We start from the raw sequence: 13,590 nt of genomic DNA, 5'->3' as shown, positions 1-13,590 counted from the left end.
ATAGCAAACGCCAGGCGAAACTGCGCGCTATCTAACCACAGTCGGGGGATGGAATCCGGCGTGGGCGGGCCCGGGCGGGGCGGACCGCCCACGGGCGCAGGGTGAGTGGTGGATCAGCTCTTCCCGTGTGCGGCCAGGTGGGCCTCGATGGCCTTCACGGCGAGGCCGACGCCGTCCTCCGCGGCGATCCGAGCGGCGAGCCGAGTAGCATTGTCGCGCAGGGCGGTATCGGTGGTGGCCCGCTGGAGCGCGTCGGTGAGCCGGTCCTCGGACAGCTTCGAGTAGGGGATGGTGGCCGGGCTGACGCCGACATCGATCAGGCGTTGCGCCCAGAACGGCTGGTCGGCGTACACCGGCGCGCCGATGGCCGGCACGCCCGCGCGCAGGCCCGCGGCCGTGGTTCCAGCGCCGCAGTGGTGGACCAGCGCCGACATGCGCGGGAACAGCCAATCGTGCGGCATCTCACCGATGGTCAGCACGTCGTCGCCGCCGACATCGAGTTGCAGCCAGCCGGTCTGCACGATGCCGCGCATGCCCGCCCGCCGCAGCGCGGCGCCGATGATCGCGGACATCCTGGCGCTGCCCGCGGCGCTGTCGACCATGCTGCCGAAGCCGAGGAAGACCGGAGCCGGTCCGGCGTCGAGGAAGTCGACCAGGTCGGCGGGCGGCTGCCAGTCGTCGGGGCGCGGCGGCCACCAGTACCCGGTCACCTCGATGCCGGGCCGCCAGTCGCCCGGGCGCGGCACGACACTGGGCGAAAAGCCGTTCAGGATGGGCCATTCGGCCGCGGTCCGGCGGCGGCGCAGGTCGAAGGCCGAGATCGGCGGCAGGCCGAGTTCGCGGCGGAACCCGGCGATGGTGCCGGCGTAGAAGCGGTCGTTGAACCAGGCGCCGAAGTCGCCGGCCAGCCGGTTGCCGCGGGCGCCGAAGTCGTAGGCGCCCAGGGCCGCCGGGGCGTGGGCGGCGGTCGCGGACAGCGGCTGGAATCGCAGGCCGATCGCGGGGATGCCCTTGGCCTCGGCCAGCGGCAGGCCCGCGTACTCGGTGGGCGGCGGCAGCAGCAGCACGTCGGCGGGTTCGTCGAGCAGCGCCTCGATCATGCGGAGTCCCATGCTGCGAACGCCGCTGGGGGAGGAGAACTTCCAGCCCGCCGCGAGGCGGTCGATATCGGTGTCGGTCATATCGATGTCGATATCGAGCGGCATCTGCCGGAATTCGAGCCCGCACCCGGTGATCTGCTCGGCGAACATCCAGTGCGAGGCCACCACGACCTCGTGTCCGGCGTCGCGCAGGCCCACGCCCAGTCCCGTCAGCGGGGCGATGTCACCGCGGCTGCCGATGCCGACCAGGATGATCCTGCTCATCGCACCTCCACGGTCTCGAGGATCGACAGCCATCGGGTGACGATGGCCCGCATCCGCTCGGCGCCCAGCCCGCCCTCGGGCGAGTGCACCGAATAGTGCACCTGCTCAATGCCTTCGGGCTTGCTGGTGCCGAGGAACATGCTCAGATCGAACATGGTCAGCCGGGACTGTTCGCGCGACTGCGCGTCCGGAATCCACACGCCCACATCGCCGAGGAAGTTGAAGTAGAACTTGGGGAAGTTGAAGGTCAGGAAGTGCGGCCAGCTTTCGGGGTGATGCCAGCACAGCAGCGTGAAGTCCTCCGGGTGCGGCGGATAGGTGGCGATGGCGTCACGCAGGCGCGTTTCGAGGCTGCCCGATACCGGCCGCAGCAGCCAGGGGTAGTCGTCGGAGATCCAGGCGACGGTGCGCGACAGGTCGGTGCCCGGCCGCAGGCGGCTGTAGCGGCCGTGCTTCTGCACCTGGATGGGCCGTGCCACGCCGGTGGCGTCCTCGATGGCCAGTCCCAGTGCCACGAGCAGGATCCTGGTGTAGCTGGCGTCGTAGGCGGCGGGCAGCTCCACCAGCAGCCGCTGGGCGAGCGCGCCGTCGATGACACCGTCGAAGTGCGCCGATTTCGGTGTGGTCGAACGGATCTGCTGATTGGGTTCGCTGTCGGAGGCCGCCAGCCAGTAGTCCCGCTCACCCACCCGGGTGGGCGCGTGGCCGTCGAGGAACTCCGCCCACTCCGACCCGGTGGTGGTCTCGGGCGGCAGCGAGATCGCCTCTCCCGCTTCCCATTGCCGGACGTAGGTGGCGATGTCGTCCCAGAGCACCCACATGGCGACGCCGTCGATGGCGACGTGGTGGGCGGTGAGCAGCAGAATGTTCACGTCGTAGGAGCGGGTGAGCAGTACCGCGGTGACGACCTTCCCGGCGGGCGGATCCAGGCGCAGGTTGGCCTGGGCGGACTCCGCCTCGATCAGCTCCATGAGCGCGCCGGGGTCGAGGCTCTCGATATCGATGGTCCGCACGTCGACGCGGGCCGGGTCGATGACGCCACCGGATTCGGGTTCGATCTCGCAGGCCGCGCCCTCGCCGTAGCTGTAGCGACTGCGCAGGGCCTCGTGAGTGTCGATCAGGGTATTGACCAGCCGCTGAGTCTCTTCCAGCCCCATCGCCACCGGCACCGGGCAGGGAATGGTGACGCCGAAGATGGCCGGGTTCGGGTCCCAGGTCAGGAATTTCTTGGCGGCGGCCGTGAGCCGGCCGGGGCGCAGATCGGTCATGCTTGTCCTAGCGATCGGGTGCTTAGTAATCGAAAATTGGTGTGGGCCGAGGTGATCGGGTGACGCTGGTGGTCTAGCCGACGGCTGGAGCGAGCTCGATGCGTGAGAGCACCTCGTCGCCGAGCAGGCGCAGGGCGGCCCAGCCCTCCTCGATCGGCAGCCCGCCGATCAGGGGGTTGATCAGGATTTCGGTACGGCCGTTCGCGATCTGGTCCCGCAGCTCGCCGGGGGTGACGATCTCCAGGTAACCGTGCGCCCGCAGCGCATCCACCGAATCCGGCACCGTCTCGTGCGGGCGCGGCACCCCGTCCCGCCGCCACGACGCGTACTCGCGGATCTCGGTCAGAATGTGCGGGCCGTAGCTGTGCCAGGCCGCGTCCGGATCGGGGTGCAGCAGGGTGAGTTTGCTGCCGGGTTCGGGCTTGTGGACGAAACCCGCTGTGCCGCAACGCGCCAGCTCCCGGTAGTAGAGCTCTTCCACCTCCGGCATGGCCATCGGCAGCGACAGCTTCAGCCCGAACCGCGCCGCCCGGCGCGCGGCGGCCGCGCTCATCCCGGCGATGAGCAGTTGCGGATGGGGTGTGCTGCAGGGTTTGGGCGTGACGTCGAACGGTTGCCCGTGGATCTGGATGGGTTCGTCCCGCCAGGCCGCGACCATGATCTCCAGGGCCTCGTCCATGAGCTTGCCCCGCCGGGCGAAATCCCGGCCGAGCGCGGCGTATTCCTCTGGCCGGTAACCGATTCCGGCGACCACGGTCAGCCGCCCGCCGCTCAGATTGTCGAGCACCGCCAGGTCCTCGGCCAGCCGCACCGGCTCATACAGCGGCACCAGCAGCGCGCCGATGCTGATCCGCATCCGCTCGGTCCGGGCCGCCACCGCGGCGGCCAGCAGCAGCGGCGCGGGCAGCCATCCGGTCCCCGAACCGTGGTGCTCTTCGCAATTGACGACCGTGAACCCGACCCGATCGGCATACTCCGCCATCTCGAGCGCGGCCCGGTACCGCTCGCGATGCCCGGCCGCCGGGTCGTTGACATTGGTCATATTGAGCCGGAGCGCGGCCACCACGTTCATTCAGCCAATATCGACGCCGAAACCGCTGTCCTGCAACACTCTTCGCCGCCCCAGCCAGGTACTCGGCGCGAGCTCGGAACCACCGCGAGAGGCTCGCCGTCCACCGGTGCCACCGGCAGGGGTACCGGGAGCGTCATGGGGATGCGACAGGGTGCGGGGTGTCGTCGAGGAGACCGAGTTGCGCTGCGCGGACACCGATCTGGAAGCGGCTGCGCACCTCGAGGCGGATCATGAGGTCGGCGATGTGGCGGCGGTAGCTGCGCAGCGACATGCCCAGCCGGCGGGCGGCGGCCTCGTCGATCAGCCCGAGGTTGAGGGCATTGAGCACCGCGCGGGCGGTGGCGGTGAGCTCGATGCCCGCGGTGTCGCGGTGCCGGGCCAGGCCGTGGCCGGACTGCCAGCTCAGCAGGGCGAACTGATGCAGGGCGCGCAGCAGGGCCGGTTCGCGGACCAGGTAGGCGTAGGGGTGGTCGGCTCCCGCGCCGCTCCACAGCACGGCCACCGTGCGGTCGATGATCAGCACATTGTGAAAGTCGTTGTCGGTGACCCGGATCTGCGCGCCCTGCGAGGAATGCCGCAGCAGGGGCCGGCGGTCCCGCAGTTCCAGATAGTCGGGGGAGTAGAGCAGCCGCACCTGCTTGCCCGCGGCCAGCAGGTCGTCCACGACGACCTGCCCGAGGCGCAGATGATCACTGGAGTGGGTGGGATTGGAGACCGCCACCACCGCCTCCCGCCGGGCATGGCGGAGCAGGTGGTGGACGTCCTGATCCCAGTGCCCCTCCTGGCTGAACCGGACGATGCCGGCGGCCAGGGCGCCGGTCTGCTGTCGCTGCATCACTTCCCCGATCGTGACACGGGCACCGGTCGCTCCCGCTGGATCTGGCAGCTTCCTGCCAGCCGGGCGGATCCGGCCTCGCGGCTTCCTACCTTTCAGCCTATGCACATCAGTTTCAGCGACGAACAGAACCGGCTGCGCAAACGGCTGCGTGAGTATTTCGCCGACCTCGTCACCCCCGAGGTGCGGGCGGCGCTGCGCTCGGGTCCCGGGGGCGAGCACGGCGACGGGGCTGTATACAAGGACGTGGTGCGCCGGCTGGGCGCCGACGGCTGGCTGGCCCTGGGCTGGCCGGAAGAGCATGGCGGACAGGGCCGTCCGATGCTCGACCAGCTGATCTTCCTGGACGAGGCCGCCGCCGCGGGCGTGCCGGTGCCCTATCTCACGGTGAACACGGTCGGGCCGACCATCATGCGCTATGGCACCGCGGAGCAGCGGGCGTACTTCCTGCCGAGGATCGCCCGCGGCGACGTGCACTTCTCCATCGGCTATTCCGAGCCGGGCGCCGGGACTGATCTCGCCGCGCTGCACACCCGCGCGGTGCGCGACGGGGACGAGTACGTCATCACCGGCGAGAAGATGTGGACCAGCCTCATCGAATACGCCGACTACGTGTGGCTGGCCGCGCGCACCGACCCGAGCGCCGGCAAGCACGCCGGCCTGTCGATCTTCATCGTTCCCACTGCGGCCCAAGGGTTTTCGTGGACCAAGGTGCACACCATGGCCGGAGTCGGCACCAGTGCCACCTACTATTCGGAGGTTCGGGTGCCCGCCGCCAATCTGGTGAGCGGGGAGAACCGGGGCTGGGCGCTGATCACCGATCAGCTCAATCACGAACGCGTGGCGCTGGCTTCGGCCGCGCCCCTGCAGGAGTCGCTGCGGCAGGTGACCGAGTGGGCGCGCGCCACCGTCCTGCCCGACGGCTCCCGCGTCATGGACGCCGAATGGGTGCGGCTGCACCTGGCCCGGGTGCACGCACACGCCGAATATCTGAAGCTGCGCAACTGGCGGACCGCGTGGGCGGCCGATCGCGGTGCGCTCGGCCCGGCGGACGCCTCCTCCACCAAGGTCTTCGGGACCGAGTTCGCCATCGAGGCATATCGGCTGCTCATGGAGGTGCTCGGCGCCGAGGCGGTGATCCGCGCCGATTCCCCCGGCGCGCTGCTGCGCGGCCGCATCGAACGCTGCCACCGGTCCGCGCTCATCCTCACCTTCGGCGGCGGCGTCAACGAGGTGCAGCGCGACATCATCGCCAAGACCGCCCTCGGCCTGCCCGTCACCCGCTGAGAAGAGGAGTAGCACCATGGATTTCGAATACACCGACGCACAGCGGGAACTGTCGGGACTGGCTCGCGAGCTGCTCGCCGACTGGGCCGGCCGCCATCCGCGGCCCGGCGACACCGGGTTCGATCCGGACCTGTGGCGGGCCATGGCGGGCGCCGGCCTGCTGGACGCGGCGCTGCCCGAGCGCGTGAACGGCGGCGGCTACGGACTACTGGAACAGTGCGGCGTACTGACCGAGATCGGCCGGACCGTCGCTCCCGCACCGTATTCCACGAGTATCGCGGTCGTCGCGGCGACACTGGCCGAGTTCGGTGACGACGCGCAGGTGCAGCGCTGGGTGCGGCCGCTGCTGCGCGGCGAGACCACCTCGGCGCCGGCGCTCGCGCGTGACTTCGTCGCGTTCGAGGCCGAGCGCGACGGGAACGGCTGGCGCATCCGGGGTTCGCAGTCGGTCGTCGCGGACGCGGCCTTCGCGGACGGATACCTCGTCGAAGCCCGGTGCGGCGCGAATTCGATGCTGCTCCTGCTGGATCGGGGCGCCGACGGCGTCATGGTGAGCGGGCAGCACGTGGTGAACGGAACGGACGCGGCGGTGCTGGAACTGCGTGATGTGCAGGTCCCGGATCAGGATGTGATCTCCGCGCCCGAGGCCGCCGCCTGGGCCCGGCGGCGCGCGGTGGTGGCCGCCTGCGCGCTGCAACTCGGCGTCCTCGAACGCGCCCTGGAGATGACCTGCGAATATGCCCGCACCAGAAAGCAATTCGACAAACCCATCGGCTCGTTCCAGGCCGTGCGCCAGCGCCTGGCCGACGCCCATATCGACGTCGAAGCCGTCCGCCTGACCCTCTGGCAGGCCGCCTGGCGCGAATCCCACGGGCTCCCAGCGGAATCCGAGGTCGACGTGGCGAAATTCTGGGCGGCCGAGGCCGGTCACCGCGTCGCCCACACCGCCGTCCACATCCACGCCAGCACCGGGATCTACCTGGACTATCCGATGCAACGCTATTTCACCGCGGCCAAACGCGCCGAGTTCGAGGCGGGCGGGGCCACCGCGCACCTGCGCACACTGGGTGCGCGCCTGGACGCGGATCTGTCCTGAGCGATTCCGGGAAATGGACCGGAGGCGCCGCCGGCCGGTGCCGGCGGCGGCTATCCGATCCGCATGAGCCGGATGCGCACCCCTCGTGCGCACGCGGACATGACCTCATCGCGCGCGAGTACCCCGGGTGTTGCAGACCCGGGGAACCCGCGTGTCTGCACGCTCCCACGGGCCGATAAAAAGCGAATAAACGTTCTCTATCTGGTGGCCGGTCCCGGTGCGAACAGCGTCGCCAGTGTCGGTGCGGGCAGCCCGGCGCGGCGGAAGATCTCGGCCGCGTCGGCGTGCTCGCGGGCGGCGGCCTCGTGATCGCCGCGGGCCGTGCGGGCGGTGGCGCGCAGGGACAGCGCCCGCGCCCGGTCGAGGGGATCGGCCGCCTTGCTCAGCAGCCGCAGGGCCTGGGTGGCCTCGCATTCCGCGGCGGCGTCTTTCCCGGCCCGCAGGTGGATCTGGGCCAGCCGGGTGCGCGCCCAGCCCTCCCACAGGCGCACGCCATTGCGATGGGTCATGCGCACCGCGTCCTCGGCCAGTTCCAGTGCGAGCGCGTGCTCGCCGAGCATCGAACGGGTGGCGGCCAATTCGTGGGTGGCCCAGCCCAGCGCGACCGCGTTCGACGACTCCTGGGCCAGCGCGATGGCCCGCTCGGCCACCGCCACCGCCTCCGCGTACTGGCCGGACTCGCACAGCGTGCGGGTGGCCAGGGCCAGGATCCACGCCTCCAGCGACCGATCGTCGAGCGCGCGGGTCCAGGCGATGGCATTGGCGTAGTGCCGATGCGAGTCCTTGGTATTGCCGGTGCGCCGATCCGCCACCCCGAGCAGGATCTCGGCCAGCACCTGCAACCGCCGTTCGGCATCGTCGGCGGGCTGCGAAATCGGTTGCAGGAATTCCAGACTCGCCTCCACCTCGCCCAGCCCGATCTGCATCATGGCGCCCAGCGCCACCCGCAGCCGCCGCGCGCTGGCGTGGTCGCCGTCGCGGATCGCGGTGTCCAGCAGGGCCTTCAGGCCGTCGGCGAGCTCGCGGGCCCGGCTGCCGGTGTCCATCAGCTCCGACATCACCCAGGCGAGATCGGCCGCCAGCGCCACCGCCCGCCCGCCGAGCCGGGCCGCCTGGCGGTGCAACGCGATGATCACCGGCCGCTCGACGTCGTTCCAGGACTGGCCTTCCGCCCCGCCGGCGAAGGTGTGGCCCGGCACCGTGGTGGGCACCAGGAGCAGCGTGGTGTTGCTGTAATCCAGTGCGCCGAGCAGGTTCTTGGTGCTGGCCAGGTAGTAGTCCAGCAGCCGGACCACGATCTCCGATTCCCGTTCGCCGAGATCGCGGTTCGCGGCGGTCCCGGCCAGCCGGGCCCCGAACAGCCGCAGCAGGTCGTGGAAGCGGTAGCGGCCGGGCGCGGGCGTCTCGAGCAGGCTCAGATCCACCAGCGATTCGCACACCATCTCGGCCCGCGCGACCGGCATGCCCAGCAGCGCCGCGGCCCCGTCGACCGGGAAGTCCGGCACATCGGCGCGGGCCAGCATGCGAAACGCCCTGGCCTGCTCGGTGTTCAGCTGTCCGTAGCCGAGGCGGAAGGCCGCCTCCAGGGTGAGGTCGCCGGTCTGCAGCACCTCGAGGCGCTGGCTCTCGTCGGCCAGTCGCTCGGCCAGTGAGGCGATGGTCCACTGCGGCCGCACCGCCAGCCGCGCGCCGACGATGCGCACCGCCAGCGGCAGGCAGGCGCACTGCTCGATCACCGCGTAGGCCGCATCCCGTTCGGCCGCAACGCGTTCGGCGCCCAGGATGCGGGTCAGCAGCGTCATGGCCTCCTCGCGCTCCAGCACGTCGAGGCGGGTGCGCCGCACGGCGGGCAGTTCGGTGAGCGCGGAGCGGCTGGTGATCAGCACCGCGGTACCCGGCGTGCCGGGCAGCAGCTGCGCCACCTGGGCGCTGTCGCGGGCATTGTCGAGTACCACCAGAATCCGCTTGTCGCTCAACAGCGTTCGCAGGTGTGCGGCCCGATCGTCCACGGCGGGTGGGATATCGCCCTCGGCCACCCCGAGCCCGCGCAGGAATCCGCCCAGCGCGTCCCCGGGCGGGATCGGTTCGGGGTCGACGCCGCGCAGATTCACATACAGCTGCCCGTCGGGGAACCGGTCGCGCACCTGATGGGCGATGTGCAGGGCGAGGGTGGTCTTGCCGACCCCGCCCATGCCGCCGACCGCCGAGATGGCCACCGCCGGTCCGTCGCCGGTGAGCTGGGCCGCGATCTCCTCCGCGACCCGGGACCGGCCGGTGAAATCGGCGATGTCGGGCGGTAATTGGGCCGGGGCGACCACCGCGCGGGCGGGCCGCAGCACGGGCGGTAGCTCGGCGCGCAGGATCCGCGCGTGCACGTCGCTGAGTTCCGGTCCGGGCTCCACGCCGACGCCGTCGACCAGCGCGCGGCGGGCGCGCCCGTATTCCTCGAGCGCCTCGGCCTGGCGGCCGGAGTGGTACAGCCCGGTCATGAGCAATGCGCGGAAGCGCTCCCGCAGCGGATGCTCCTCGATGAGCGGCCCGAGTTCGGCGACCGCCTCGGCGCTGCGGCCGGTTTCGATATCGAGGGCCAGGCGGTCCTCGAGGATGGAGAGCCGCCACTGTTCGAGCCGGGCCCGCTGCCGCTCGGCATAGGGCCCCGGCAGTCCGCCCAGCGCGGCGCCCTGCCAGCGGGCCAGCGCCGACTCCAGGGTGTCGCGGGCGCTGCCCGGATCCTCGTAGCGCAGCCGCTCGGCCGCGGCGACCTCGTCCTCGGCGTCGTGAATATCGGTGCGCCCGGATGGGAGTCGCAGGGCGTAGCCGTCGCCGATGGAGATGAGCAGGGTGGAGGGTCCGCGGTTGACGCGGTCGGGTTCCAGTTCGCGCCGGAGTTTGGCCACGTGGGTGCGCAGCGCGGGCACGGCGCGCAGCACCGGGTCCTCGCCCCAGATCCCCTCGACGAGCTCGGCTGCGGTGACCGCCTTGCCCTCGCGCAGCAGCAGCGCCGCCAGCACGGCGCGCCGCTGTGGCGGACCCAGATCCAGGGGCGTGTCCCCGCGCCATGCGCGGACCTCGCCCAATACGGCAAATCTCAGCAAACCGACCTCCCCGTTCGGGAGTCTAGAGGGGTCGAGACAGCGACGATTCGCCGACTATCCTGCACCGATTCACGCCTTCCCTCGGGGAATGGATCCGTGGTCCGGACCGTCACCCATCCTGCGCGTCGCATCGGCCGTTGGTGGGTCATTGGCCGGTTCCAAGCGGCGAGTCCGACTCTGATCACGGGCGCCGCACCGAGACTGACGCCCCCGATCGTCTGGAGGCACCCCATGCGGCTGAAGTCCGCCACCGTCATCGCCGTGTGCGCCCTGGCCCTGGGGCTGGCCGGCTGCGAGGCGCAGCACGCATCCACCGGTCCGGGCGGCGTCGGCACGCCGGCCTCGACCGTGGAACCCGCTGCCGACCAGCAGCGCGGGCACGGGCGCTTCGTCGCCACCACCGAGCACCTGACCAGCAGCGGCAAGGGAGATGTCGGCTTCGACATCGACGTGCCGCAGGTACGGGTCGAGGGCACGGGCGTGAACTGGTCCGCCGGACGGGAATTCAACGACGCCATGGTGCAGGGGCTGTGGACCTACGTCGACAAGCAGCAGGACCCCGCGGTGATCACCGACCCGAACAAGTCGAGCAAGGTCGAGCGCATCGGGACGCACGTGCTCAGCGGGATGCTGTACCTGCGCGTCGACTTCCACGGCGCGCACCCGGAGGACCGGCTGTTCTCGCATGTCACGAATATCGATACCGCGCAGGAGATCACGCTCGCGAGCCTCTTCACCGACCAGCAGCAGGGGTTGAATGTGCTTGCGGCGCAGACGAAGACGCAGCTGACGCGCACCCGGGTCGCCGATGTCGTCCGGTTCGACGACGTCCAGGCCGTTGCCGCCACCTTCCAGGTCTGGACCGCCACCCAGGAGGGCCTGCACGTGTACTTCCCGCAGGGGCACATCGGGCCCGAGGCGGCCGGCGTCGTCGACGTCACCGTCCCGTGGTCGGACCTGAACGGCGTGCTGAAGCCGGGCATGCTCGCGGTGCTGTCGAGCTAGCGCTGGTCCGGCCGTCCGCCACGCCGATCGAAACCGGACGGCCGGTCCTGCCTGCCACGTAACCTGTGAACGTGGCAATCGGTGACACGTCGCGCGGCGCGGCGCGGCCCGGAATCGCGCTGGCCACCGTCACCGCGGTCCTGTTCGTGACCTTCCTCGACACCACCGTGGTCTCCGTCGCGCTGGCCGACATCCGGTCGGAGCTCAGCACCGATGTCATGCTGCTGCAGTGGGTGGTCAATGCGTACACCCTGGTCTTCGCGAGCCTCATGCTGGCGGCCGGATCCCTGGGCGACCGGTGGGGCCGCAAACGCGTCATGGTCGCCGGGTTGGCGATCTTCTGTGCGGGATCGGTGATTTCGGCGCTGGCGGCGAGCGTGCCGATGCTCATCGCCGGGCGTGCGGTCATGGGACTGGGCGCGGCCGCGTCCGAGCCGGGCACCCTGTCGGTGCTGCGGCAGGTCTTCCCCGATCCCCGCGCCCGCGCCAAGGCGCTCGGGGTGTGGGCGGCGGTGTCCGGTCTCGCCCTGGCCGCCGGGCCGGTGCTCGGCGGCGTACTGGTCGGGGCCTACGGCTGGCGATCGATCTTCTGGTTCAACCTGATCCTCGGCGTGGTGGTGCTGGCCGCCGCGCTGCGGTATGTGCCCGAGAGCGCGGATCCGCAACCGGGGCAGCTGGATTGGCTCGGCTCGCTGCTCGGCGCCATCTTCCTCGGTGCGATGATCTATGCCGCGATCAGCGGGGAGAACCGCGGATACGGCGCGCCCTCGGTGGTCGCGCTGTTCGTGCTGGGTGGGCTCGCGTTCCTCGCGTTCGTCGCCGTCGAGAACCGGGTTCGCAACCCCGTCTTCGACTTTCGCTATCTGCGGCTTCCGCCGGTACGCAGCGCACTCTTCGTCGCCTTCGCGGTCTACTTCGGGGTCTTCTCGATCTTCTTCTTCACCGCGCTGTATCTGCAGGTGATGATCCACTACTCGGCCGGCCGGACCGCCGCGGTGTTCGCGCCGATGGCCGTGGCGATCATGCTCGGAGCGGTGGCCGCCGGATTCTGGGTCGCTCGTACCGGCGCCCGCACGCCGATGATCGCCGGCTGTGTCGTGGGTGCGGCGGGCATTCTGCTGACCCGGCACGCACTGGACGGCACGGTGGAGTTCGCGCCGCTGGCCGCCACCCTGGCCGTCGCCGGTCTCGGGTTCGGCGTCGCCGTGGTGCCGCTCACCGCGGCGGTGCTGACCGGTGTACCCGCCGAGCATTCGGGCATGGCGGCCGCGGCCACCAACACCATGCGCCAGGTCGGGGCGGCCGTGGGCGTCGCGGTCCTCGGCTCGCTGGTCAACGGTTTCCTCACCGCCGACCTGCGGACCCGCCTCACCGAGCTGGGCCTGCCCGCCGACCTGCAACCCATCGCCATCGACGCGGTCGAACGCGGCCGCATCCCACCGGGCCTCGACCTGGCCACGGCCATCAAATACGCACCGCACGTCCACGAGGTCCTGCAGACGGCGACCGTGGCCTTCCGGCACGGACTCGATGTGGCGCTGGTGGTTTCGGCGCTGGCGATCCTGACCGCCGGGGCGTTCACCGCGCTCACCGGGCACGACGCCGACTCCGTGCGCTGGTGGCGCGAACTGCCTCCGGCCCTGGGGGCTTTCGTCATGGCGACCGGAATCCTTTCCGTCGGAACGCATCTCACGGGATACGAGACGGTCTCGCGGCTGTTGCTGACACTCGCGGGCATCATCTGGCTGGTGCTGGCCGCCGATTTCGCCTCCCGGCAGCTCCGGGATCACGACCGCTGGGCATCCGAGGGCGATACCCCGGCCGCCCTGACCGCGGTGGCCGCGACGACCGTCCTGGGGACCCGGCTGTGCCTGCTCGGCTGGCAGGTGGTGGCCATCGCCCTGCTCGTGGTCGCGACGGTGGTGTGGCCGGTGCTGCTGGTCACGGTGATCCGGCACTGGAACCGGCGGATGCCCGGCGCGGTGTTCCTGGTCTGCGTGTCGACTCAGGGCCTGTCGGTGCTGGCGGCCACCCTGGCGCAGGACGGCGCCGGCGACTGGCTCGCCACCGCGGCCCTGGTGTGCTTCGTGCTCGGATTGCTGTTGTATCCGGTGGCATTCGCGCATTTCGACATCGCGGAGATCTGGCGGGGCGCAGGGGACCAGTGGGTCATGACCGGTGCCGTCGCGATCTCGGCCCTGGCCGCCTCGAAACTCACCGCCTGGCAGCAGTGGACGGGAACCCCGCATGCGGTGCTCCGGGCAGTGACCCTGGCGCTGCTCGTGGTGAACCTCGGCTTCTACGCGATTCTGGTTGGGGCCGAGGTGATTCGCTTCCGCCCCGGATACAACGTGCGGCGGTGGGCGACGGTGTTCCCGCTCGGTATGACATCGGTCGCGGCGCTCTCGACCGGAGCCGGACTGTCGCTGTCCTGGGCGCGGACCCTCGGCCGTGTGCTGCTCGTGGTGGCGATCGTCGTCTGGCTGCTTGTCGCGGCGGAACTCGCCGCGACCCTCCGGCCCGGCCGTACCGAGCCGGCTCCGCTCACCGGGGCGTCGGATCCCTGAG

At 70.8% G+C, this 13,590-nt stretch carries 9 protein-coding genes; 4 read left to right on the top strand and 5 right to left on the bottom strand.

Going from position 1 to position 13,590, the window contains the following annotated elements; genetic code table 11:
• Positions 1-113: 113 nt before the first annotated feature.
• The 4 genes from ACQP1O_RS28240 to ACQP1O_RS28225 form a co-directional block, all read right to left on the bottom strand.
• Positions 114-1,364, bottom strand: coding sequence for a glycosyltransferase (locus ACQP1O_RS28240; RefSeq protein WP_433561473.1), 1,251 nt, complete (start codon positions 1,362-1,364; stop codon positions 114-116).
• On the bottom strand, positions 1,361-2,632 hold the full coding sequence (locus tag ACQP1O_RS28235; RefSeq protein WP_433561472.1) for a condensation domain-containing protein: 1,272 nt from the start codon (positions 2,630-2,632) through the stop codon (positions 1,361-1,363). The genes ACQP1O_RS28240 and ACQP1O_RS28235 overlap by 4 nt, the downstream gene beginning before the upstream one ends.
• 73 nt (positions 2,633-2,705) lie before the next feature.
• Positions 2,706-3,704, bottom strand: a complete 999-nt coding sequence (locus tag ACQP1O_RS28230) for an LLM class flavin-dependent oxidoreductase (protein WP_433561471.1) — start codon at positions 3,702-3,704, stop codon at positions 2,706-2,708.
• A gap of 133 nt (positions 3,705-3,837) precedes the next feature.
• Entirely contained in the window at positions 3,838-4,542 is a 705-nt protein-coding gene (locus ACQP1O_RS28225; protein ID WP_433561470.1) for a hypothetical protein, read from the bottom strand.
• Between the two features lie 99 nt (positions 4,543-4,641).
• Between ACQP1O_RS28225 and ACQP1O_RS28220 the strand changes: the two genes are divergently transcribed.
• Both ACQP1O_RS28220 and ACQP1O_RS28215 read left to right on the top strand, forming a co-directional pair.
• A complete protein-coding gene (locus ACQP1O_RS28220) occupies positions 4,642-5,826 on the top strand; it encodes an acyl-CoA dehydrogenase family protein (RefSeq protein ID WP_433561469.1) in 1,185 nt (394 codons plus the stop codon).
• Between the two features lie 16 nt (positions 5,827-5,842).
• The gene (locus ACQP1O_RS28215) at positions 5,843-6,922 is read left to right on the top strand and encodes an acyl-CoA dehydrogenase family protein (RefSeq protein ID WP_433561468.1); all 1,080 of its coding nucleotides are present in this window, start codon (positions 5,843-5,845) and stop codon (positions 6,920-6,922) included.
• A 197-nt stretch (positions 6,923-7,119) separates the two neighbouring features.
• Here ACQP1O_RS28215 and ACQP1O_RS28210 read toward each other — a convergent pair whose 3' ends face one another.
• On the bottom strand, positions 7,120-10,017 hold the full coding sequence (locus ACQP1O_RS28210) for an AfsR/SARP family transcriptional regulator (RefSeq protein WP_433561467.1): 2,898 nt from the start codon (positions 10,015-10,017) through the stop codon (positions 7,120-7,122).
• Between the two features lie 231 nt (positions 10,018-10,248).
• Here ACQP1O_RS28210 and ACQP1O_RS28205 point away from each other — a divergent pair, with 231 nt between their 5' ends.
• Together ACQP1O_RS28205 and ACQP1O_RS28200 are read left to right on the top strand one after the other, a co-directional pair.
• Entirely contained in the window at positions 10,249-11,022 is a 774-nt protein-coding gene (locus ACQP1O_RS28205) for an RsiV family protein (RefSeq protein WP_433561466.1), read from the top strand.
• A 71-nt stretch (positions 11,023-11,093) separates the two neighbouring features.
• Positions 11,094-13,589 (top strand): MFS transporter, encoded by a 2,496-nt coding sequence (locus tag ACQP1O_RS28200; protein WP_433561465.1) that lies wholly within the window; start codon positions 11,094-11,096, stop codon positions 13,587-13,589.
• Position 13,590 lies beyond the last annotated feature (1 nt).

This window comes from Nocardia sp. CA-151230 (assembly GCF_050942175.1).
GTDB lineage: Bacteria > Actinomycetota > Actinomycetes > Mycobacteriales > Mycobacteriaceae > Nocardia.
The sequence above is the reverse complement of the archived record's forward strand: the minus strand, read 5'-3'. Positions and strand labels throughout refer to the sequence as shown.

Coding starts and splice junctions, on each gene's coding strand:
- ACQP1O_RS28240 (WP_433561473.1), bottom strand. CDS start 1,364: ATGAGCAGGATCATCCTGGTCGGCATCGGCAGCCGCGGTGACATCGCC.
- ACQP1O_RS28235 (WP_433561472.1), bottom strand. CDS start 2,632: ATGACCGATCTGCGCCCCGGCCGGCTCACGGCCGCCGCCAAGAAATTC.
- ACQP1O_RS28230 (WP_433561471.1), bottom strand. CDS start 3,704: ATGAACGTGGTGGCCGCGCTCCGGCTCAATATGACCAATGTCAACGAC.
- ACQP1O_RS28220 (WP_433561469.1), top strand. CDS start 4,642: ATGCACATCAGTTTCAGCGACGAACAGAACCGGCTGCGCAAACGGCTG.
- ACQP1O_RS28215 (WP_433561468.1), top strand. CDS start 5,843: ATGGATTTCGAATACACCGACGCACAGCGGGAACTGTCGGGACTGGCT.
- ACQP1O_RS28205 (WP_433561466.1), top strand. CDS start 10,249: ATGCGGCTGAAGTCCGCCACCGTCATCGCCGTGTGCGCCCTGGCCCTG.